This is a genomic window from Acinetobacter sp. BHS4, assembly GCF_018454425.1.
Lineage (GTDB): Bacteria > Pseudomonadota > Gammaproteobacteria > Pseudomonadales > Moraxellaceae > Acinetobacter > Acinetobacter pittii.
On sequence record NZ_CP075323.1, the window covers coordinates 682,548 to 706,160 of the forward strand.

Sequence of the window (23,613 nt, forward strand, 5' to 3'; positions counted from 1 at the left end):
TTTCATGTCTTTGCCAAACTGCCCAAAATGCCAATCAGAATATACTTACCAAGATGGCGACTTATTGATTTGTCCTGAATGTTCACATGAGTGGAAAGAAGGAGAAGCATCAGCAACTGAAGAACAAGAAATTATTAAAGATGCAAATGGAAATATCTTGGCAGATGGTGATAGCGTCACTGTAATTAAAGACTTAAAAATTAAAGGCTCTTCTTCAGTCGTTAAAGTCGGTACAAAGGTAAAAACGATTCGTTTAGTTCCAGATGCAAGTGATGGCCACAATATCGATTGTAAAATTGATGGTATTGGTCAGATGAAGTTAAAATCTGAATTTGTAAAAAAAGCTTAAACTGTTAATTATTATTACATTTCAGCAGAGATATATGTCTATATCTCTGCTTTTTAAATTCCTAACATCATTATAATTTTATTACGAAAAAGTATAAAAAATGGACTGTTCAAGGAATATTTACGCCTTTATATTGTCATTAATAACAAATAACTTTCGTCCAGAATAATAACGAAAGTCATACCCACACCAACAAAAAAATGAGGTTTTTATGGCAGGATGGTACGAAATTTCACAAGCGAGTGATGGTCAATATCGCTTTATCTTGAAGGCAGGAAATGGTGAACCTATTTTAAATAGTGAGCTATATAAGGCAAAAGCCTCTGCTGTAAATGGTATTGAGTCTATTCAGAAAAACAGTGGTGATGATGCCCGATATGAGCGTTTAACTGCAAAGAATGGGAAACCTTATTTCAATTTAAAAGCTGCAAATCATCAGATTATTGGCACGAGCCAGTTCTATGCGAGCGAAGCTTCACGTGATAAAGGAATTGAGTCGGTTAAAAACAATGGTTCATCTACGACTATCAAGGATTTAACTGTTCAAGCATAAAAATTGAAATAAAAAAGCAGCTTCTAAAAGCTGCTTTTTTATTTATGTATTTATTAACGCACTAATTTAGCTAAAAGCTCTTCTTTAGTTAAATTACTCGCTTCAGCATCGCGGCGGCCTTTGTATTCAAAAGTACCAGCATCCAAACCTTTTTCACCAATTACAATACGGTGTGGAATACCCATCAACTCAAGGTCAGAGAATTTAACACCTGGACGTTCGTTACGATCATCAAGTAACACATCAAAACCTTGAGCTTGAAGTTCTGCATAAAGAGACTCTGCTGCTTCAAGAGTACGTGGTGATTTGTGCGCATTCATTGGAACAATTGCAATTTCAAAAGGTGCAATGGCTTGAGGCCAGATAATACCTTTGTCATCGTAGTTTTGTTCAATTGCAGCTGCAACAACACGTGTTACACCAATACCGTAGCATCCCATAGTTACTGTAAATGGTTTGCCATCTTCACCTAGAACTTTACAGCCTAAAGCTTCAGAGTATTTAGTACCAAGCTGGAAAATATGACCTACTTCAATACCACGTTTAATTTGTAGTGTGCCTTTGCCATCTGGAGATGGATCGCCTTCAACCACATTACGTAAGTCAAAGACTTCGCTAATTTGCGCATCACGTTCCCAGTTTACGCCAACTGCATGTTTGTCTGCTTCGTTTGCACCAGCAACAAAGTCTGAAAGAACCGATGCAGCACGGTCAACAATTACGGTTAAGCCTTTTTCGACTAAACCTTGTGGACCTGTAAAGCCAGCAGTTAAACCAAATGCTTGGAGTTGTTCTTCAGTTGCAAAAGTAAGAGGCGCAGCAACTAAAGGATGCTTCTCAGCTTTAATCTCATTAAGTTCGTGGTCACCACGTACAAATAGAGCAACGACAGGAACATTACCTTTTTCATCAGCAATGCCTTGAACCAATAATGCTTTAACAGATTGCTTTGGATCAGCATTTAAGAATTGGCAAACATCATCAATCGTTTTTTGGTTTGGCGTTTCAACCAATTTAAATTCTTGTGTCGGTGCTGCGCGTTCACCAACCAAAACAGCCTCAGCCATTTCAACGTTTGCTGCATAATCAGATTCAGTTGAAAATGCGATGTCATCTTCACCACTAGCAGCCAATACGTGGAATTCGTGTGAAGCTGACCCCCCAATAGAACCTGTGTCGGCTTGTACTGGGCGGAAATCTAAACCTAAACGAGTGAAAATACGACTATAAGTGTCGTACATCACATCATAAGTTTCTTGTAATGATTCTTGAGTTGCATGGAAAGAATAAGCATCTTTCATGATGAACTCACGTGAACGCATTACACCAAAACGTGGACGGATTTCATCACGGAATTTAGTTTGAATTTGATAGAAATTTACAGGAAGCTGCTTATAACTTTTTAATTCGTTACGCGCCATATCCGTAATAACTTCTTCATGCGTTGGCCCAAGTACAAATGGATTCGTATGACGATCTTTAAAACGTAATAACTCAGGGCCATATTGTTCATATCGACCTGATTCTTCCCAAAGACTTGCGGGTTGAGTCACGGGCATGAATACTTCCATTGCGCCTGAACGGTTCATTTCTTCACGAACAATCGCATCTACTTTTTTAAGCACACGTGTTCCCATCGGCAGCCATGTATATAAACCAGATGCCAATTTACGAATCATCCCCGCACGTAACATGAGCTGGTGTGAAATCACTTCAGCATCATTTGGGGTTTCTCTCAACGTTGCAAATAAAAAGCGGCTTGCGCGCATGGAAAAAGTCCTAAAAGTTAAGCGTTATAAAAACGCAGATTATACGATAATCGCTGCATTATGACATGAATCGTCGAGTTTGACGCAGCATAAAGTTTTTCAAGTCATCCAGATAAGTGAAAATGACGGGTACAACCACAAGAGTCAACAGAGTAGAGGTTATCACACCACCAATAACCGCATGAGCCATTGGTGCGCTTTGCTCACCGCCTTCGCCGAGACCTAAAGCTAAGGGAACCATCCCCATCACCATAGCACTTGTGGTCATCAAAATTGGACGTAAACGGGTCTTACCAGCTTGTAAAATAGCGTCATAACGGCTCACACCCTGATCCATCGCTTTCTTAATAAAATCGATCAGCAAAATCGCATTTTTAGTGACAAGCCCCATCAGCATGATAATACCAATAATCGAAAACAGATTTAGCGTGCTTTGGAACAAGAATAGGGCAAGAAAAACCCCAATCAATGACAAAGGTAAAGACGCCATAATTGCTGCGGGATGAATAAAGCTATTGAACTGAGAACCTAACACGATATAAATAAATACAATCGATAGGGTAATGGCAGTTAAAGCATATCCGGCAGATTCAGCCATGTCTGCATTTGCTCCTTGCGTATCAAATGTATAGCCCGCAGGTAGCTTAAACGCCTTTTGCATTTTGTCGATGTCTTGACCAATATCTCCACTCGGGCGACCTGAGGTATTTGCCTCAATAAGAACCTCACGTTCAAGATCTCGTCTGTTAATTTGCGAAGCCCCAAGTTTTTCTTCGGTTGTTGCGACTGCACTCAATGGAACTAATATATTTTGTCCAGCTGTATTGGTTTTATTAGAGTTGATATATAAATTTTGAACATCTTGCGGAAGCATACGTTTATTTTCATTTAAACGTAAATTCACATCATAAGTTTCGCCGTCACGATCTTCCCAAGTGGTGACATTATCGCCCGCAATTAATGGTCGAATGGCATTCGCAATTTGGGAAACAGATAAGCCCAAATCACTTGCTAGTACGCGATTAATATGAACACCCAAAGTAGGTTTGGGTTCTTTCAATGAACTTTCTAAATCAACTACGCCTTTAATTTTTTCCATTTCAGCAATAAAGCGATCTGAAATTTTTTGTAGTTCATTTAGGTCAGATCCTTTAATAGAAATCATGATTGGCTTTTGTCCGCCAGAGACAGAGTCTTGTGCTGCGGCAACAGAGGTCACTCGAATACCCGCTACAGTTTGCAAACGATCACGGAACTCATTGTTGAGAGTATTCAGATCTGAGCTACGTTCTTGTTTCGGTTTTAAGGTCACCCCTAAACCAGCATGATTTTTACCAGAGTCTACTTCACTGTTAACCACGCCATAAGTAGAAACCACATCGGGGAATTGTCTAATAATTTGATCGACCTGATGTAATTTGGCTTGGGTATATTCTAAAGAAGAATCTACAGGAGTCTCGAACTGGATACGGACTTCACCTTTATCTGGTGTAGGTACAAATTCGGTACCGATGAGTTTAGATAGTCCTAATGCAGCAAATAATGAAGCGATTGCAACGATGACGGTAATAAAACGAAAGCGTAGAGCAAGCTTTAATAGCTTTTCATAAACATGAGTAAGCCGATCTAGCAAATTAGAAATATGGTTAAAAAAACGTTGTAGCCAATTATCTTTTTTCTTTACAGGATCTTTCCAATGAGCTGAAAGCATTGGATCAAGCGTAAAGCTAATAAACATTGAAATTAAAACAGCCGTACTGACAGTTACACCAAATTGATAAAAGAAGCGTCCAATCAGACCACCCATAAAGGCTACGGGTAGAAAGACTGCGACAATAGTAAGCGTGGTTGCGAGTACAGCTAAACCAATTTCTTTTGTCCCTTCAAGAGCAGCGGTCACATGGTCTTTGCCCAGTTCAGTATGTCGGACGATATTTTCGCGAACTACAATTGCATCATCAATGAGTAAACCAATACTGAGTGATAAAGCTAACAGCGTCATCATATTAATGCTAAAACCGAAAGCCCAAATAAAAGTTAAGGTTCCGAGCAAAGTAATCGGTAAGGTTAAACCAGTAATAACTGTAGAGCGGAAAGAGCCTAAAAAGAGTAAAACAATGAGAACTGCTAAAGCAGCACCTTCAATAATGGTTCGAACAACATCTTTGATTGAAGCGCGAATACCTTTAGAGCTATCAGCTACGACTTTGTAATCTAAACCCGCAGGCATTTGATCTTTTAATTTCTCTAACGTTTGATAAGTCTGATCGACGACTTTAATTACATTGGCATCGGAACTTTTTAAGATATCGACTGAGACCGCAGTTCTTCCATTATAAAAGGCACTCGATTGTAGTTCGGCTTGTGTGTCCTCAACAGTTGCCACTTGCTTTAAAAAAATGGGTGAACCATTTTTATTGGCAATGACCAAATCACCAAATGCAAGGGGATGAATAACTTTTGATTGAATCTGTACAACCAGTTCAGAATTTTTTTGCTGTAAGGTCCCTGCAGGCACTTCAATATTTTCATTTTTTAGCGTGTTAATGACCTGATCAATACCAATGCCGTAGCTTTGCAATTGTGCAGGAATAACCTTTATTCGTATTTGCCGTTTAGCGTCGCCCAATAAATTCACATTACCGACACCCGAAACCGTTTTAAGCTGAGGTGCGATTTTTTTATCTATATACGAACTTAATTGCGCCAAACTCATGCTGTTTGATTCAAATACGACTGACATGATTGGGCTAGAAGAGGGGTCATAGCGTTGCACAATCGGTGTATCAATTTCATCACGGAACTGCGCTGTGACGGGTGCAATTTTGTCACGAACATCTTGTGCCGCAATCGCCGAAGAAGTATCAAGATTAAACTCGGCAATCACCATTGAAAGGCCTTCACTTGAGCGTGAGGTAATCTGTTTAATTCCTGAAATTGTATTGATTTGATCTTCAAGTTTTTTTGTAATATCTGACTCAACCGCTTCAGGCGACGCACCCGCATATTGCGTAGTGACCACTACGAATGGGAAATCTATATTTGGAAACTCTTCGACAGTCATGCGTTTCCAAGAAGCCAACCCGAGTACCATTAAGCTGAGCATCATCATAATGGTAAAAACGGGGTATTTCACACTGATTCGAGTAAACCACATACGCTATTTGCTACCTTATTTATTTTTGTCGGTTGTAACCGTCACTTTTTTATTAATGTCGGAATCTTCAAATTGAATACGGCTGACCAGATCTGTGCTTTGTAAACCTTCGACTAAAGCAATATTGTCGTTATAACGCTGTTCAACCACCCGAATTTTAACTTTTTGAATAGTGTGATTGCGTATCACCCATACAAACGGGTCATGTTGCATATTTTGAATGCTGTCTAAAGGAATCGTTTGGCCTTGATGAGTGTCATTGCGCAGAATGTTTCCATTAATGAAGGCTCCAATACTTAACGAGTCAATTTTTTCTTTAGGAGCAGCAAAGAACTCAATTTGTCGACTATCTTGATCTGCAACAGGTGAAATGCGAGTTAGCGTTGCATTTAACTGTTTTGAATTGCCCTGAATTTGATATTGAATGTTACTACCGACCTTAAGTGCAGCTTGCTGTTCAATTGGCAACTTGGCCTGTATTTCAAGTTGATCTGGATTTACGATTTCAAATAGTGTTTGTCCAACTGAAACAGTTTGGCCGGGTTCAACTTGGCGTTTAGTAATCACACCTGAAATTGGACTAGTAATAATTCCGTCTTGATCCGCTTTTTTAGCAATATCAACATTGGCTTGTTGTGCTTTTACACTTTCAAGCTGGCCTTTATAGTCAACCTGACTTTGTTCAAACTCGACACGAGCAATAAAACCTTGATTAAATAATCTTTGTTTTCGGTTCATCAAATTACGAGCAAGTTCAGCTTGTGACTGAGCTGATGCAAGGTTAGCTCGTGCTTGTGCTAATCGTGCAACATTGTCCTGATTATTTAATCTGACTAGAACTTGGCCTTTTTGTACCTGTTGACCCACATTTGCAGTGACATTCGTCGCTGTTGCGCTTACTTGTGCCTGAATGGAACTTTGCTGAACCGCACGAATAGTTCCTGTAAATGCAGTTTGAGAATCAAGAGCTCCTTCTTTAACTGCAATAAGGTCTTGAGGAATAAGCTCAATTTTTACAGGAGCTGAGGCTGAGGTTTGGGTTGTTTCTTGCTGATTACATGCAGCTAAAATTAAACATAAACTAATAATACTCAGTTTAAAAAAAGTAGAAGGGGTGAGATGCATTGTGTGCATACAGCATCATCCTATAATTCAAATTTTATTTTGCCCCTATTCTTGATAAACCTTTGCAGTTATTCAAGCTTTTTTAAACGATCGATAATATTTTCATACTCATTGTTGGTTCGGTTATAGGTCTTGGAAAGTGTTTCAAGTGTTTGTTTAACCCGATTAATATTATTTAGATTGTTTTCAATCAACGCCTTATGACGCTCAGGAATCGGTTCTCCTTTTCTGAAATACTCCATTTCCTGACGCTTAAATAAAATTTTGTCTTGTTGTAACTGATTAAGTTGTTCTTGCTGATAATTAATTTGCTTTTTTATAGACACTAATGCCTGATCTCTTTTAATCGAAGCTGTCTTGCTATTGCTATAAGCTTTTTTTAATTTGATATCTTGTTCTTTATGTCGCGCCAATAATGCCCGTTGACTTGATTGATTTAAATCAGCTTCAGCATTATAAGAGTGGTTTCTTTTTATTACTTGCATATTACGATCTAGAGCTTCATAACCATAACGAATATGAGCAGGTGTGACCGATGTACTAATATTGGCAATACCATGTTGATCATAATAACGATACCAAACCGCTTTAGGCGTATCGGCAAGAGCGACAACAGAGGGTAAGAAAAAGAGTGATCCGAAGGAAATAATGCCTATAGATACAGACAAACAGTTCCTGTAAAAGGCATATTTCATCCTGTCATTCATTGAAAATCCCCAAAAAAGATAGCTAAGTCGCTTATTTTTAAATATTTAATCTTCATTATATTAATTATTATTTAGCTGAATAAAAATATAGTCATTATAAAAAAATGATAATTTTAATTAAAGTGTGATGAGGTTAAAAGTTATTGTTTATAAATGAGAAAGTAGACAAAAATGCCTCATTGAAAATAGAAGGTGAGATATGTTAAAAATGCGTATAAATGTGTAAAAACAAATTTAAGTTAAATTGCATTTATATTTTATTTTTATGGGGATGGAAGATTAAATGGAAGATGCATTCCAAAATCTGAAAGTAATGGTGATTGATGACTCAAAAACCATTCGCCGTACAGCAGAAACCTTATTACAGCGCGAAGGCTGTGAAGTCATTACTGCTGTGGATGGATTTGAAGCTTTGTCCAAAATTGCAGAAGCAAATCCGGATATTGTTTTTGTCGATATCATGATGCCTCGTTTAGACGGTTATCAAACCTGTGCGCTGATTAAGAACTCTCAAAATTATCAGAACATTCCCGTTATTATGCTCTCTAGTAAAGATGGTCTGTTTGATCAGGCAAAAGGGCGTGTGGTAGGTTCAGATGAATACTTGACGAAACCTTTTAGCAAAGATGAATTGCTAAATGCGATCCGTAATCATGTAAGTTCATAATTAAGTAATTTAAGGGCAAAGAAATGGCACGTATTCTTATTGTAGATGATTCACCAACAGAAACTTTTCGTTTTAAAGAAATTTTAACCAAGCATGGTTATGACGTACTTGAAGCATCTAATGGTGCAGATGGTGTAACTTTGGCAAAAGCAGAGCAACCAGATCTTGTATTGATGGATGTAGTCATGCCAGGTGTAAATGGTTTTCAGGCAACACGCCAGATTACTCGTGATGAAGACACTAAACATATTCCGGTCGTTATTGTGAGTACTAAAGACCAAGCAACCGACCGAGTATGGGGCAAGCGTCAAGGTGCACTTGACTACTTGATTAAGCCAATCGAAGAAAAGCAATTGATCGATGTAATTAAACAATATCTAAATTAACTCATCCAACCATAAAAGCATAAATGGCGGGGTACGCCCGTCTTATAGGATCGAGTATGGCCGCGAACGGATTTATCGAGTTACTTCGTTTGTCTAAACGAGGTAACAGGAATTACGCTTCAGTCCAAAATGAAGCAGAACGGTGGTCAGGAATTGCTTTTGAAATGAGAGGGCAATACTTCGTCGCACCACTTGGGGAAATCTCAGAAGTTATCTATCCACCAAAATATACATCTGTTCCAAATACCCAAAGTTGGGTAAAGGGATTGGCAAATATCAGGGGAAGATTGCTTTCAGTTTCTGATTTGGCGCATTTTATTTCAGGGCAACGAAGTTCATTTTCGTCTGCCCAAAAAGTATTATGTATTAGCCATCACGACCAGTATGTGGGGTTGGTTGTTGATCAAGTCTTGGGGATTCAACACTTTAATAAAAAAAGCTTTTTTTCTCAAAGTTTAAACTTGGAGGAAAATCTAAAAGAATATTGCCAAGGGTATTTTCACCAGCACAATCAGCACTGGCATGTCTTTTTATTTAGTCGATTATTGCAAAACCCACATTATATGAATGCATCGACAAAATTTATAAACTAATTTTTATGCTGTTAATAAACAGTATATTTTTCTGGGGAGAAGCTGTATGGGCTTTAAACTTAAAAAGAAAAGTGGCAATCGTAGTCTAAACGAAAAATCGAATGTCAACTTTATTGCGAAAATCCAGTCAGAAATTGAGCAATATGCCAGTTTATTTGGGGAAAGTAAAAAGTCCAAGCCTATCCTTTATGTAGCTTCTGTATGTTTAGTATTAGCTTCAACTTCGCTCACTTATTTATTTTATAGTGTACCTCGTCATAACCAATTAACACGTAGTATGGGTGAGTTGCGCTTACTATCACAAACAATTTCTAGACAGGCTACGGAAGCAACGGCTTCTGGATCGCCTGAAGCGATGAAAGAGTTAATTGAATCACGCCAACTTTTTGCCAAAAATATTAAAAATGTCGAAAACATTTATGGCACATCTTCAAAAGAATACAAAAAAGTAGCCAGTCTGTGGAAATCTTTGTCTTATGACGTTGACTTGATCTCATCACAACAGAACGTAATTAACCAGTTATATAATATGAATATCTCTATTAGTGATTCTATTCCTGAGATTCAAGCTGAATATAACTTGATGGTTGATAAGATGGTTCGCGAAAAAGTATCAAGTAATCAGGTTGTGATTGCTAAAAACCAGGTATTTATTGCGGAACGTATTTTACGATCTATTAACTCCGTTTTCGTTAGTACAGAGAACTCTGAGAACTCAGCACATGACTTTAGTATCGATATCGAGACTTTCGGCGTGTACTTAGAGGCGCAGCTAAACGGAAATGCTGAATTAGGCGTAGCTAAAGTTGATTCTCCTGAAATTCGTGAATCCTTGGAAGGTATTAAAAGTGAGTATGATAAAGTTTTAAAATCTGCGGCGACGTCAGTTCTTAAAAATACAAACCAGATTGTAAACGTACGTCAATCATCTAGTGAGATCTTCTCACAGTCTGATACAATGTTAACTGCATTAGGTGATCTTTCAGAGCAAACACAATATGGTTGGAAGGCTTTTGCATTAGTTGCATTACTCACATTATCACTTCTTGGTTTGATTGGTTCTGTCTTAAAGCTTTTATCCCTTCGTAGTAAAGCAGATAAACAACGTGTAGCTACATTACAAGAAGAGTATGATCGTAACCAGAATGCTATTTTACGTTTACTTGACGAAATTGCCGATCTTGCAGATGGTGACTTGCGCTCATATGCAACTGTATCTGAAGACTTTACTGGTGCGATTGCCGACTCGATTAACTTTGCGATTGACCAATTACGAGACCTCGTATCTCGAATTCATGAAACTTCGCAAGAAGTTGCTCGTTATACACATAATACACAGAATATTACTAACCAGTTAGCAGAAGCATCTGAGCACCAGGCACAAGAAATTGCAGGTGCATCAACAGCAATGAATGAAATGGCATTGTCTATTGACCAAGTATCGTCTAATGCATCCGAATCTGCTAGCGTAGCACAACGTTCGGTATATATTGCCTCTAATGGTGCACAAGTCGTAAACCGTTCTATTGAGGGTATGGATACGATTCGTGAACAGATTCAGGAAACTTCAAAACGTATTAAACGTTTGGGTGAGTCTTCACAAGAAATTGGTAACATCGTATCGCTCATTAACGATATTGCAGACCAAACAAACATCCTTGCATTAAATGCAGCAATTCAAGCATCTATGGCCGGTGAAGCAGGCCGTGGTTTCGCCGTGGTTGCCGACGAAGTCCAGCGTCTTGCGGAACGTTCTGCTTCGGCGACTAAACAGATTGAAACGCTTGTTAAAACGATTCAAACGGATACTAACGAAGCCGTTATCTCGATGGAACAAACGACAACTGAGGTTGTACGTGGCGCTAACTTGGCGAAAGATGCGGGTATTGCACTCGATGAAATTCAAAAAGTATCGGGTGACTTGGCAAACTTAATTGCGAGCATTTCTGATGCTGCAAAACTTCAATCAGCATCTGCAAGTCATATTGCTGCAACCATGACAGTCGTACAAGAAATTACTTCACAAACAACAACGGCAACTTTCGATACTGCTCGTTCTGTATCTGAATTAGCGAATATGTCGGAGTCATTACGTGAGTCAGTAACGGACTTTAAATTACCTGACTAAATTGGGGGATGAGAATAGCTATTCTAATAATAGCTATTCTTTTAAAAGTATGAGCAGCGCCAAACAAATATTGGGGAAATATTTATTTTTTTGGTGTTGACTCTGTAGTTTTCCCCACTCAGGGGGTAAGCAAAAGAAGCCTTTGCTATGAAAGAAATATTAAAAACTTTAACTGAAGCAATGATGCTACCTGAAGATAGCTATTCTGAACAAGATGCTGAGTTTCTTGAGATTTTCGTCGAAGAAATTGAAGAAATTTTTGTTGATTTGCAACCATTGCTAAATGAATGGATGCGGTCTGAGAATACTGCTACGCTCACTGAAATTCGCCGCCATTTCCATACCTTAAAAGGTTCTGGGAGAATGATTGGTGCTAAATCTTCAGCTGAGCTTGCTTGGACAGTTGAAGACACGCTCAATCGAGTAATCAATCAAAGCCTTAAGTTGACTCCAGCTATCCAGAGTTATGTTCAGTTAGTGTTTAAGTTCTATTTCCTTAAATTAGTAGATAACTTTAAGCAAAAAAGAGCACATGCAGTAGATTTTAGACCGCTTATTTTATTGGGACAACAATTACAACAACAGCAAAGTTTAGAACCTGCTTTAGAAGAGCTTTTACAACTTTCAAATACGCTTACTGCCGAAACAATAACTGGACTTGAGCTAGACTATCTTGAGCAAGATTCATTGGCTGAGTCAATTGTTGAAGATGTACATACTGAAATTGAAATAAATCTAAATGAAACCTTAGCCTTATTTATGGAAGAAGCGGAGGAGCATTTATCGACAATTAATCAGTTCTTAAATCAAGAGCTACATCAGTATGATAGTTACAATGCTTTAATACGTGCTCTACATACTTTGCGTGGCAGTTCTGCAATGGCGCAGGTCGAAACAATTTTTGAAGCCAGTACCAAAGTTGAGCAGTTATTTAAAATCTTATTACAAGAAGAACTTTCTTCTAATTCAGATGAGATTTTATTATTACAAGAATATCGCGATTTTATTGGAGAGAGCTTAGAGCTGCTATCTAGCAATAGTTCAAGTGAACAGCTTGAAGTGAGATTAGAGCAGTTTAATCAATCATGGGATGTCTACGTTGAGGAGCATAGTGATCGAACAGATCCATTAATGCCTTCACATGGTTTGGTATCGCAATTATTACTGTTAGATGTTTCTGAGCTACTCGATGCAGAATTAGATTTTGAGAAAGGAATTCGTAACGAGTTTCCTGGTTATCTTGAACGTCTAAGTGAACAGGCTGATTTGTTGCTACAGCATACCCACTCTCAAGCAATGCTAGGTTTACATGAATATACGAGCCAATTGAAAGACAGCTATAATGTATTGCTTGATAAACCTGTGTTATTGCAATCGGACTATATTTTTGAAATTTATCAAAAAGCGCATCAACAACTTATTCAATTGTTCGATGCTTTAGCTGCTGGTCAGCGAGTCGGTATTGTTAAGCAACATCAAAGTATTCTAGAAGAATTAAAACTTTATACGCTACATACACCTAGTATTCAAAATGATTTATCTCAGCAGAATTTTACTTTTGATGAGTCACTATTCAATATTGAACTAGAGTCTGAAGTTCCAGAAGTTATTAGAGTAGAGAATTTATCAGACTCTGCTGACTGGACCCTATTAAGCCAAAGTGTACAGCAAGATCGTCAATATATTTCCTCTACACAGGTAAATCAAAACTTTGATCCAGATCTATTAGATATTTTCCTCGAAGAAGCTGATGAGTTGCTTGAAGGAATGGATACAGATCTTAATATTTGGATTAATGATCAAGAGAACTTTGCGGCTCTCAATAATTTGATGCGTTATTTGCACACCTTAAAAGGTGGAGCAAATATGATCCAAGCAATTTATATTGGCTTAATTGCACATGAATTGGAAAGTATTTATGAGCGATTAATTCAAAGACAGCTAATTGCTTCATCTGCTCTCATTGATTTTATACGTCTGGTTCAAGATGACTTGGCTGACCGTCTACAAATCATGCGTGAAAAACAGCTAGATTATGAAGCTTATTACACAATTAACGCATTGAAAAGAGCATGTCAAAACTCTAACTTCCAATCTGCACCTGAGATTGAAGTATCTGATATTGAACGTGAGATATTCTCTGAACAAGAGGTGATATCTGAAGTATTAATAGATGAAGTACCGGCAGAAATTGAAGCTGTTATTGAAGAATTAGAAGCTCATCATGATCAAGTATTTGATACAGTTGTTACTGAATTGGCTGCGCCAGTTGAAGCAATAACATCAGTTGTATCGTCGCACGAGAATGACGCTCTGGTTGATGAAGAGGACATTACTGCTGTTGTTGAGCAGACATTCCTTGAAGAAGCTGCTGAATTGTTAGAAATGGCTGATATGCTATTGAAACAATGGTTTGATCAGCGTACGAATCGTAGTATCTTGCTTCAATTACAAAGGGCCGTGCACAGCTTGAAGGGTGGTGCACGAATGGTTGATTTAGAAGCCGTGTATGCGATTGCCTATCAACTTGAGAATGCTTTTGAACAATTTGCACTACATCACTTCAACTCGAATATTTATGACCATTTGCTCGAAAGTGCAATTGCATGGCTAAAAGACGCAATTTTCAAGTACAACTACCAGCATTTCGATGGACTACAACAAAGTCTGGAAAATATTCAATTCTTTGAAACGAATATCCAAATTCCAGCTAAGTTAAGTAAAGCTGATTTGTTTAGCTCAGAACCCGTGATGACCTTTATACAAGGTGATGGTACAGAACCACCGCCAATGATGGGAGCATGGGAACAAACTCAACGGCTCGATCAAAATAATGAGATGATCCGAGTTTCGGCAGATTTAATTGAAAAAATGATTGATCTGTCGGGTGAAAATTCGATTAACCGTTCGCGAATTGAAATGGATTTAAGCCAATTTGGACATACGCTAGCGGAAATGGAATTGGCCATTCAGCGACTTGCAGATCAGTTGCGTCGAATGGAAGGTGAATTGGAAACCCAAATTATTGCAAAACACGGTATTGAGCACTCTCGATATACGGAGTTTGATCCGTTAGAGATGGATCGATATTCGTCTTTAAATCAATTATCAAAATCTCTTGCTGAATCTGCATCGGATTTGGTCGACTTTAAAAATACATTATCTGACAAAATCAGAGATACAGAAAGCTTACTTTTACAACAGTCACGGATTCAAGCAGAAATTCAAGAAGGTTTGATGCGAACGCGATTAGTACCTTTCTCTCGATTACTGCCGCGTTTACAGCGAATTGTCCGTCAGACATCTACAGCTTTGAACAGACCTGCAGAGCTTTTTGTAAATAATACCGAAGGTGAGTTAGATCGCAATATTTTAGAACGGTTAGTGACCCCGCTTGAGCATATGCTCAGAAATGCAATTGACCATGGTCTAGAAGATCGCGTGCAACGTCAACAAACACAAAAACCAGAAACTGGACGTATTGAACTTAATATCCATCGTCAAGGTACAGATGTTGTTGTGACATTTAAGGATGATGGAAGAGGTATTGATATCGAAAAGGTTCGTCAAAAGGCATTGATGTTTGGTTTAATTAATCCTGAACAAGTATTGGAACATCAAGATATTTTACAGTTGATTTTCCATCCGGGTTTAAGTACAGCTGATCAAGTTACTCAAATTTCAGGTCGTGGTGTAGGACTGGATGTAGTACAAAGTGATATTAAGGCTCTAGGTGGCCATGTGAGCGTAGAGTCTGTGTATGGGCAGGGAACGGTCTTTACAATACGTGTTCCAACTACAGTAGCGGTTAGTGATGCCTTAATGGTTAAAGTTGCTGATCAGCAATTTGCAATCCCTCTGGCCCAAATTGATCGAATTGTACGAGTTTCACCTGCATCATTAGAACAATATTTTGGAAGCGTACAAGAATTCTTTGAATTTGAAAATAAACGCTATCCATTGCGCTATTTATCTGAATTTGTTGGTAGTCAACCAATTCCGCGTTTAAGTGGAATGATGTATTCATTACCAGTATTAATGATTAAGGCAAATAATGGCCAAACTGTCGCATTATTAGTTGACCAACTGATTGGATCACGTGCACAGATTGTAGTCAAACCAATTGGGCAGCAGTTCTCTAGTATCGGTGCGATTGCAGGAGCAACTATTTTAGGTGATGGTCAAGTTTGCTTAATTTTAGATGGTCAAAATATTGCTCGCCAAATTCAGTCTACTCGTCGACTTAAGCTGGTTAATGAAGCGGTTTATAGACAACGAGAGTCTGATGAGCGACGTCTCATCATGATTGTGGATGACTCAGTAACTGTGCGTAAAGTAACCTCTCGTTTACTCGAGCGCCAAGGCTATGATGTTGTGACCGCTAAAGATGGTGTGGATGCTATAGAGCAGCTAGAAAACATTAAGCCAGATCTGATGCTGCTTGATATTGAAATGCCACGCATGGATGGTTTTGAAGTTCTTAATCTTGTACGACATCATGATATGCATCAATACATGCCAATTATTATGATTACATCCCGAACAGGTGAAAAACATCGTGAACGAGCATTCTCATTAGGTGTAAGTCAATATATGGGTAAACCTTTCCAAGAGGAAGAATTATTAGAGAATATCGATGCTTTACTTGTGGCGTTTGAAAGTGAGGTCAAATCATGAAAGGTAGTGTAAATACATCTTTGATCGGTAATATGGACCAACAAGAGCTACAGCATCTTATTACGGTTTCAACTGGTTTTATTGATGCCTATATCATTGAATGTAATGATGAGGTACCTATGTTGTTGCCGCAAAATATAGTGTTATCTGCTATGGATGTTAAAAACGGTATCAAGCATATTGAATGGCATGATGTAAAACTCCCTGTTTATTCGGTTCACAACGAAATAGATTCTCGAGCAGTAGCTTTAGTCATTGAAAGCGAAGATATTAGTCAACGTTTTGCACTTGTGTGTAAATCGATGCCAGTTTCAGTTCGTCTGCGTATTTCTGAAGTCGTAGATGAAAATGAAGATATACAAGAGTCTTTACAGCACTCAACTGTATTTAAATATGTTCGTATGGACAATCAACGCTACCATGTTCCTAATTTGCAATATATTCAAAATTCACTTCATCTATAAAATATCTAAAAAAGGAACTCATTTTGAGTTCCTTTTTTATCAAAAATAGGTGAAATTCTTTTATAGAATATAAATTTTTTTGTTTAAAAAATCCTTGAAGTGCTTGCTTTATTTATATCGCAAATTTATATTTTATATGTATTTCAAATGCTAGAATATAAGAAATTACCAATATTTACTTTTAATAAAGTCTCATACTAAATTTTAAAAGGAGATAAATTGAAGTTATAGTTAAAGGATGAGCCTAATTTTATTATATTAATCATAGCGAAATAACCTAGAATAAAATCTTTATAGCAGAAAATAAATGTCAATTCATAAAGAGCTACATATTTTAAAAACAGATGATCATGGTGAATTTGCTTTATGGGAAATTTCTAAAAGAAATAATTCTCTAATAAAAAAAGAAGCAATTTTCTTATCTCATGGTGCATTTTCGGATAAAGATGTTTGTATAGGCATTGCAGATTATTTGGCAAATCATGGTTATATTTGTTTTATTTTAGAGTGGCGAGGGCATGGTACTAGCCCAAAAACAGATATACCATTTAATTTTGAAACTATTGCATTATATGAATATAAAACTGCATTTCACTATATTCACCATCACTTTAATATAACCACTTTACACTGTGTAACCCATAGTGGTGGAGGTTTATGCTTAACCATGTTCTTAATTAATTATCCTGAATATTTAAAAAATATTCAAAGTATTACTTTTATTGCTTGCCAAGCATTTGGAGCAGTAAATAATTCCTTTGATTTTATTAAATTGTTTTCTGCAAAATTAGTTGTTAAAGGTCTAGGTGAGATTCCTGCTAATAAATTTAAGTTGGGGCGAATAAATGAAACCTATTACACGATGCGGCCATGGTTTAATTGGAATTTAAAGGAAAATTTTATAAGTGAATTTAAGGACATAGATTATAAAAAATTTATGAGTTCTATTAGAGTTCCAATATATTCTATTTGTGGGGCTGGCGATAAATTTATTGCCCCTACTAAAGGATGCTATAAATATTTGCAAACTTTTGAAAATGAAAATAATATTTTTCGTGAATTTGGTCATTCCAATAATAACTTAGAAAATTATTCTCATAGTCGAATTGTACTTAGCCAAAATGCTGCAAAAGAAGTCTGGCCAACTATATTGCAATGGATAGATAAAAATTCGAAAGAAGATATATAAATTATTGATATTAAATATAATTATCTGGGTGCTTGAATTTGATTCACATTGAAGCTTTTAAAGAATGTACTGATAACTTAAAGACAAAAAAGCGCCCCAAAAAGGGCGCTTTTTCAATTCATTAGATTTTAACTTTTACTTAGCTAACAAATTTTCTAAAATTTGCTCATAAATATCAGTTAGTGGATCAAGGTCTTGTACATCAACGTGTTCGTTAATTTGATGAATTGTTGCGTTTAGAACACCTAACTCTAATACCTGTGCGCCTGTTGGAGCAATAAAACGGCCATCAGAAGTACCGCCACTTGTTGAAAGCTCAGTTTCAGTACCCGTGACGTTCAAAATAGCAGTTTGTGCTGCATTAACGAGTTCACCCACGGGTGTTAGGAATGGTAAACCAGAAAGATTCCAGATGATTTCATACTGTAAACCGTGTTTATCTAAAGTCTCATGCACACGTTGTTTAAGTTGTTCTGCTGTCACTTCTGTTGAATAACGGAAGTTAAAAGTAACTTCTAGTGCGCCAGGAATGACATTTGTTGCGCCAGTGCCAGCATGAATATTTGAAATCTGAAATGATGTTGCTGGGAAATATTCATTTCCATTATCCCAAACAGTTTGGCATAGTTCTGCTAAAGCTGGCGATGCTTCATGAATCGGATTACGCGCTAAGTGTGGGTAAGCCACATGACCTTGCTTACCTTGAACTTTTAATACGGCATTGAGTGAACCACGACGACCATTTTTAACAATGTCACCCAATTTATGAGTACTTGAAGGTTCGCCTACCAAACACCATGTCATCTTTTCTTTACGTTTTTCAAGAGTCTCAATCACTTTAACCGTACCGTTAATAGCAGGGCCTTCTTCATCAGAAGTAATTAAAAAAGCAATTGAACCTTTATGATCAGGATGTTTTGCGACAAAACGCTCAGATGCAACGACCATAGCGGCAAGTGCTGTTTTCATATCGGCCGAACCACGACCATATAATTTTCCATCACGAATTTCAGGTGCAAACGGATCTGAATTCCATGCTTCTAACTTACCTGTCGGAACTACGTCAGTATGACCGGCAAAACAAAATACAGGTTCTTCAGTTCCACGACGTGCCCAAAGATTGTCAACTTCACCAAAACGCATTGGTTCAATATGAAAACCAATTTTGGCTAAACGGTCTGCCATGATGGTTTGGCATGTATGATCAATAGGAGTAACAGAAGGTTGTTGTAACAGTTCTAAGCTAAGCGAGAGAGTATCTGAATGGTTCATACCGAAAATTGCGTGCTGATCAGGTGAAATATAGCTCGATATAATAGGCGAATCTCTATGGGATGGGTACGTAAAAATAAAAAAACCTTATCGGAACGATAAGGTTTTTGACGTAATAACTCTAACTTACATTTTATCTTGTGTTTTTTCAGCAGTATTTGTTACAGCATCACCTGCTTTAGAAACATCTTGCCCAAAACCTTTAAACGTATTACACCCTGTTAAAATCACAGCAACCATTACAGACGCAGCTAAAACTTTTTTCATCATTTTCTCCGTTTAAATTTAATAATGAAGTAAATTTAGATTAAAAAACAAACGGAAAAAGAAACATGACTGTTTAATAGTAAAAACGTTATAAAATGTTTCTAGAAGCTTAAAACTTATTGTTAATTAGCTTAATTTTTGCAGGTGAGGCTTGATGTTTAAGTACGAAGGATGTCTAAACATATAAAACAAAACCTCTTCACTATTTTTACAATATAAACCGTCTGTCCACCAATGTGCTGAATTCGAACTAGGTTGTTTATTTGGACACAACCATTCGTGTCTTTCCAATCGATAAAAAGAAGAGTGTGGAATGCTAGTGCCCCAATATCCCAATCGACGCTTTAAATTTATCCAGTCTGGTAATGATTGTTGCAAATTTAATTGTAAAGGAAGATAGAGCTGTCCTTTTAAAACAGCAAAACGTTGTTGAATCTTAAAATTTAATGCTTCAGGGAACTGAAATTGTTTGTTAGTAAAATGATAAAGTTTTTTGCTTAAAGTATCCTGACGATTCAATCCAATCCATTGTTCTAAATCTAAATTTGCTTCACCTAGATAGTATTTTAATGCGACCTCCCAATGTTCAATTTGTTGAGTTTCTTTATTTAAAATTAAAAAATCTAACTCACCTAAAGTTCTTGCCCCATCAATTTTTTGAATACTATGACCCAATAATTGGTAAGGATGATAACTATCTTCTTGTAACCAAAACCAAAGTAAATTCTCAAAACGTAAACCTAAACGTGTGCTTTTAAGTTGAGACATAAACTGAAGTAAAGGTTGAGGTGCTTCATCGAGCTGTTTTAAACGTGGTAGATAGTTGTAAAAATGTTGTTCCCAAATCTGATCAGTATGTAATTGGAAACTATGTTGAATAGATAGAGTTTGGGGAAGGTGAGAAAGTAGATTTGGACTAGCAATCGTAAACGCTAATTGTCTGACCATTGGATGGTTAAATTGCAACCATGGCTCAAAATAGGATGTTTGAACTGAGGCAATATTCATACGTTTAATACTCGCAATAATTCATCCTAATTTCATGGTTGATCAACAAAACAATACCAGAAAAACACTTTATACTATGACCAACAATAGCTTAAGGTTTCTATATGCAAACATTGTTTTGGCGAACGCTGGTCGTGATTTTTATCACGCTTGGTATTATCGGAGCAATTTTACCAGGCATGCCTACAACAGTGTTTCTTATTCTGGCTGCTTGGGCCGCATCAAAGGGATGGCCTCAGATGGATGCATGGTTGTTAAATCATCCGAAATATGGGCCAACCCTACGTGACTGGCGAGCAAATGGTACAGTACCACGTAAGGCAAAGTGGATTGCAAGCATTATGATGGCTGCAAGTGGTATTTTAATGCTATTTACCTCAGCGCCGTTTTGGGTAAAAGTTTTCACTGATACTACCATGTTCATCGTTGCAGTTTGGTTATGGTTACGTCCTGAGCCAAAAATAAAAGATTGATAATCTTTTATTTTTGGCGCAAGACAAGCAGTGAAACTGCGCGTAGAGTAAAGAAGATTGATAATCTCTTATTTTTGGTCCAATACAAGTTTTCCCATAAATTTTCATTAAAACTCAAAAGAGAGTTGAGTTCATATAATTAAGAGAAGAAATTCCATGTCCCAATTTAAACTTGAAGATGCCGATATTCTCATTGATTTAGAAAATCAAACTTTAAGCCTACCTAAACAAAATAAGTTTTATGTGGTCTCTACAGGTAAGAATGGAATTGGTGAACAAGAAAATACTGGAAAAACTCCGCGTGGCTGGCATAGGGTTGCAAAAAAAATTGGCGCACAATCTCCTCAAAATGCAGTTTTTATTGCACGTAAGCCAACAGGAGAGGTCTATAGTAATGAACTTGCAGCACAATTCCCTGAGCGAGATTGGATATTGTCACGCATTCTTTGGTTAGATGGCTTAGAAGAAGGCTTCAATAAAGGCGATGGCCACGATACCATGCAACGTTATATCTATATTCATGGGACACCTGATAAAGAACCGATGGGAGTTCCAATGTCTCATGGGTGTATTCGAATGCGTAATGAAGAAATCATTGAACTGTTTGATTTAGTCTCTGAAGATGCATTGGTTTATTTGTCTGAACAATCTTTAACCTAAAATAAGATTTTAAAAATTCTTATTTAATTAGCTGAATGATCAAAATATTAAAATAAGTGCTTAAATAAAATACAAAAAATTGTTTTTTACTTAATAATGACTTATTTTTAATCATTCATTCGCATTTTTTTGAAAAGTTGTCGAAAAGCGTTTGACACCTGTTAAAGATTCTCTATAATGCACCTCACAAACGATGAAGACGTTAAGGGCGCTTAGCTCAGTTGGTAGAGCGTCTGCCTTACAAGCAGAATGTCGGCGGTTCGATCCCGTCAGCGCCCACCAAGCCTTTACGTTAAGCTCTCAAGTGCAGCGGTAGTTCAGTTGGTTAGAATACCGGCCTGTCACGCCGGGGGTCGCGGGTTCGAGCCCCGTCCGCTGCGCCACTTAAGACTTAACATCGTTTACCCCACAATTGCGATATTGTGAAAGTGCAGCGGTAGTTCAGTTGGTTAGAATACCGGCCTGTCACGCCGGGGGTCGCGGGTTCGAGCCCCGTCCGCTGCGCCACTTTTCAGTTCGGGTTGTGTTTGGAAGAAGATTTAAAATATAAAAGTTTTAAATCGAAAAATTAATAATTTATTAGTTTTTTCTTCTTGGGGCGCTTAGCTCAGTTGGTAGAGCGTCTGCCTTACAAGCAGAATGTCGGCGGTTCGATCCCGTCAGCGCCCACCATATATGTGACCATACTTTATTTTAAAGTATTGTAGTGCAGCGGTAGTTCAGTTGGTTAGAATACCGGCCTGTCACGCCGGGGGTCGCGGGTTCGAGCCCCGTCCGCTGCGCCATTCTCTTGATTCCCTTGTCTAGAGAATGTAGAGTATAAAGATACATTCGTTATCTTTTCTCATTAAGGGCGCTTAGCTCAGTTGGTAGAGCGTCTGCCTTACAAGCAGAATGTCGGCGGTTCGATCCCGTCAGCGCCCACCATAATTTCTATCAGAAATTTAAAATCCCCTAAATTTATATTAATCTATAAATATCCTATACTTACATGTAAATTTATTTACTATGTGGTTCAGTGTAGATACAACTTTTCTATTCTAAAATTAAAATCCTGAGATCTTTAATTTATTCTTTTTAGTGATCGCTATTTTTTAGTTTTTAACATTAGTGTTTCTTCATGCTTTTAATGGGATTCCTCATTCTCATTAAATTGCGTTACTAGTGCTCAAAGATAAGAATCTAGTCTGTAATTTACTAGTTTTAGCTAATATCAGCTTTATATCTGTACCGATCACCAATATTTTTTACAAATAAAAAAACTGCTATTTTTGAATAGCAGTTTTTCGATTAAATTTTTTTTTAATATTCGTTTAAAATCCATCCACTTGCATATGCGAAATATTCGCGTAACCATGCATTGTAGCGAGTAGCTAATGGTGTCTCGGCTGCTACCCCATAAACTTGGGTATAGTCCTGTTTTTTTGCAATTGCTACTGCTCGAGGAATATGAAAATCACTTGTGACAATAGCGATTGGCTGGTCTAAGGTAATGTGGCGCTGTTCTAATAAGGGTTTACTATTTTTTAAGTTAAGCTCTGTACTGGTGCTTTTATCTTCAAGGATCATTTGATCTCTTGCGATATGATACTTTTGTTCAAGATAACGAGACATAACCAATGCTTCGCTTTCTTTTTCTGAAAAATCAAGACCACCTGTTAAAACAATCTGTGCCTGCTGCTGTTTTAGGGCAAAAAGGGCGGCCGTATCTAAACGTTTTGCAAGAATTGTGGAGGGCTGACCATTTTCAACACCGCTTCCTAAGACAATAATTGCTTTTACTGGAGGAATATTGTTTGAAGTGTCTTTATTTTCTTTAATAAAAATAAAAAAATAGCCTAAGCCAATTAACCATATCCAGAAGCATAACCATCCAAAACGCCAAAGTGTGTGCAATCGATAGTGATAGAAGAAAAAGCGTTCTAAATGATAATAAAATAAGGAATATAGGCAGAAGAAAGCACCTAAAATTAAAGGAATAACGGTGCCTACATTAATTTTATTGAGACAAATTAGAACTAATCCATCTAGAAATAAAATCGAACCAATGATTGCTAGGAAAATACGGATCCACTTACTGACTTGCATTGTGCTTAGAGTTGCAATTTAAATTGCAGACAGTGTATGCAAAATCATTCTGAATGCAATAAAAAACCGAGTAAAGCATTT

19 protein-coding genes and 6 tRNA genes are annotated in these 23,613 nt (G+C 37.4%); 17 read left to right on the forward strand and 8 right to left on the reverse strand.

Annotation, left to right across the window (positions count from 1 at the left end; genetic code table 11):
- Positions 1–4 precede the first annotated feature (4 nt).
- The gene (locus tag KIP84_RS03360; RefSeq protein ID WP_064786062.1) at positions 5–349 is read left to right on the forward strand and encodes a zinc ribbon domain-containing protein YjdM; all 345 of its coding nucleotides are present in this window, start codon (positions 5–7) and stop codon (positions 347–349) included.
- Between the two features lie 211 nt (positions 350–560).
- A complete protein-coding gene (locus tag KIP84_RS03365) occupies positions 561–902 on the forward strand; it encodes a YegP family protein (RefSeq protein ID WP_016143125.1) in 342 nt (113 codons plus the stop codon).
- A gap of 53 nt (positions 903–955) precedes the next feature.
- On the opposite strand, the gene KIP84_RS03370 is transcribed toward KIP84_RS03365, so the two are convergent.
- The 4 genes from KIP84_RS03370 to KIP84_RS03385 all read right to left on the reverse strand — a co-directional run bounded on the left by KIP84_RS03370 (position 956) and on the right by KIP84_RS03385 (position 7,660).
- Positions 956–2,671, reverse strand: coding sequence for a proline--tRNA ligase (locus tag KIP84_RS03370; protein WP_032036916.1), 1,716 nt, complete (start codon positions 2,669–2,671; stop codon positions 956–958).
- A 58-nt stretch (positions 2,672–2,729) separates the two neighbouring features.
- Positions 2,730–5,828 carry an efflux RND transporter permease subunit gene (locus KIP84_RS03375; RefSeq protein ID WP_213689333.1) on the reverse strand — a complete coding sequence of 1,033 codons (3,099 nt, stop codon included), beginning with the start codon at positions 5,826–5,828 and terminating at the stop codon, positions 2,730–2,732.
- 15 nt (positions 5,829–5,843) lie between these two features.
- Positions 5,844–6,953, reverse strand: coding sequence for an efflux RND transporter periplasmic adaptor subunit (locus KIP84_RS03380; RefSeq protein ID WP_213689813.1), 1,110 nt, complete (start codon positions 6,951–6,953; stop codon positions 5,844–5,846).
- A gap of 68 nt (positions 6,954–7,021) precedes the next feature.
- Positions 7,022–7,660: a hypothetical protein gene (locus KIP84_RS03385; protein ID WP_213689334.1), complete on the reverse strand. Its 639-nt coding sequence runs from the start codon at positions 7,658–7,660 to the stop codon at positions 7,022–7,024.
- Between the two features lie 283 nt (positions 7,661–7,943).
- On the opposite strand from KIP84_RS03385, the gene pilG reads away from it, so the two are divergent.
- The 7 genes from pilG (at position 7,944) to KIP84_RS03420 (ending at position 17,764) form a co-directional block, all read left to right on the forward strand.
- Positions 7,944–8,327 (forward strand): twitching motility response regulator PilG, encoded by a 384-nt coding sequence (gene pilG, locus KIP84_RS03390; RefSeq protein WP_000389061.1) that lies wholly within the window; start codon positions 7,944–7,946, stop codon positions 8,325–8,327.
- Positions 8,328–8,350: 23 nt separating this feature from the next.
- The gene (locus KIP84_RS03395) at positions 8,351–8,713 is read left to right on the forward strand and encodes a response regulator (RefSeq protein WP_046811934.1); all 363 of its coding nucleotides are present in this window, start codon (positions 8,351–8,353) and stop codon (positions 8,711–8,713) included.
- A 56-nt stretch (positions 8,714–8,769) separates the two neighbouring features.
- Positions 8,770–9,306, forward strand: coding sequence for a chemotaxis protein CheW (locus KIP84_RS03400; protein WP_069124013.1), 537 nt, complete (start codon positions 8,770–8,772; stop codon positions 9,304–9,306).
- A gap of 46 nt (positions 9,307–9,352) precedes the next feature.
- Positions 9,353–11,434 carry a methyl-accepting chemotaxis protein gene (locus tag KIP84_RS03405; RefSeq protein ID WP_068565018.1) on the forward strand — a complete coding sequence of 694 codons (2,082 nt, stop codon included), beginning with the start codon at positions 9,353–9,355 and terminating at the stop codon, positions 11,432–11,434.
- Positions 11,435–11,581: 147 nt separating this feature from the next.
- Complete coding sequence (locus tag KIP84_RS03410) at positions 11,582–16,111, forward strand: Hpt domain-containing protein (protein ID WP_213689335.1); 4,530 nt, start codon at positions 11,582–11,584, stop codon at positions 16,109–16,111.
- Positions 16,108–16,575, forward strand: coding sequence for a hypothetical protein (locus KIP84_RS03415; RefSeq protein ID WP_199113899.1), 468 nt, complete (start codon positions 16,108–16,110; stop codon positions 16,573–16,575). Before KIP84_RS03410 ends, KIP84_RS03415 begins: the two co-directional genes overlap by 4 nt.
- Before the next feature lie 307 nt (positions 16,576–16,882).
- Complete coding sequence (locus tag KIP84_RS03420) at positions 16,883–17,764, forward strand: alpha/beta fold hydrolase (protein WP_213689336.1); 882 nt, start codon at positions 16,883–16,885, stop codon at positions 17,762–17,764.
- Positions 17,765–17,899: 135 nt separating this feature from the next.
- On the opposite strand, the gene dapE is transcribed toward KIP84_RS03420, so the two are convergent.
- The 3 genes from dapE to KIP84_RS03435 all read right to left on the reverse strand — a co-directional run bounded on the left by dapE (position 17,900) and on the right by KIP84_RS03435 (position 20,311).
- On the reverse strand, positions 17,900–19,036 hold the full coding sequence (gene dapE, locus KIP84_RS03425; protein ID WP_213689337.1) for a succinyl-diaminopimelate desuccinylase: 1,137 nt from the start codon (positions 19,034–19,036) through the stop codon (positions 17,900–17,902).
- 126 nt (positions 19,037–19,162) lie between these two features.
- Entirely contained in the window at positions 19,163–19,306 is a 144-nt protein-coding gene (locus KIP84_RS03430) for an entericidin A/B family lipoprotein (protein WP_014207555.1), read from the reverse strand.
- A gap of 123 nt (positions 19,307–19,429) precedes the next feature.
- Positions 19,430–20,311: a DUF1853 family protein gene (locus tag KIP84_RS03435; RefSeq protein ID WP_086265172.1), complete on the reverse strand. Its 882-nt coding sequence runs from the start codon at positions 20,309–20,311 to the stop codon at positions 19,430–19,432.
- Between the two features lie 104 nt (positions 20,312–20,415).
- Between KIP84_RS03435 and KIP84_RS03440 the strand changes: the two genes are divergently transcribed.
- From KIP84_RS03440 to KIP84_RS03475, 8 genes are all read left to right on the forward strand, one after another.
- The gene (locus tag KIP84_RS03440) at positions 20,416–20,784 is read left to right on the forward strand and encodes a YbaN family protein (RefSeq protein WP_086265171.1); all 369 of its coding nucleotides are present in this window, start codon (positions 20,416–20,418) and stop codon (positions 20,782–20,784) included.
- A gap of 156 nt (positions 20,785–20,940) precedes the next feature.
- A complete protein-coding gene (gene elsL, locus KIP84_RS03445) occupies positions 20,941–21,444 on the forward strand; it encodes a cell wall-recycling L,D-carboxypeptidase ElsL (protein WP_086265170.1) in 504 nt (167 codons plus the stop codon).
- A gap of 206 nt (positions 21,445–21,650) precedes the next feature.
- Positions 21,651–21,726 (forward strand) — tRNA-Val (locus tag KIP84_RS03450).
- 24 nt (positions 21,727–21,750) lie between these two features.
- Positions 21,751–21,827: transfer RNA gene (locus KIP84_RS03455), tRNA-Asp, on the forward strand.
- 47 nt (positions 21,828–21,874) lie between these two features.
- A tRNA-Asp gene (locus tag KIP84_RS03460) sits at positions 21,875–21,951 on the forward strand.
- Between the two features lie 89 nt (positions 21,952–22,040).
- Positions 22,041–22,116: transfer RNA gene (locus KIP84_RS03465), tRNA-Val, on the forward strand.
- 36 nt (positions 22,117–22,152) lie between these two features.
- Positions 22,153–22,229: transfer RNA gene (locus KIP84_RS03470), tRNA-Asp, on the forward strand.
- Positions 22,230–22,295: 66 nt separating this feature from the next.
- Positions 22,296–22,371, forward strand: a tRNA-Val gene (locus KIP84_RS03475).
- 375 nt (positions 22,372–22,746) lie between these two features.
- On the opposite strand, the gene KIP84_RS03480 is transcribed toward KIP84_RS03475, so the two are convergent.
- Positions 22,747–23,532, reverse strand: a complete 786-nt coding sequence (locus tag KIP84_RS03480; RefSeq protein ID WP_213689338.1) for a YdcF family protein — start codon at positions 23,530–23,532, stop codon at positions 22,747–22,749.
- Between the last annotated feature and the right edge of the window lie 81 nt (positions 23,533–23,613).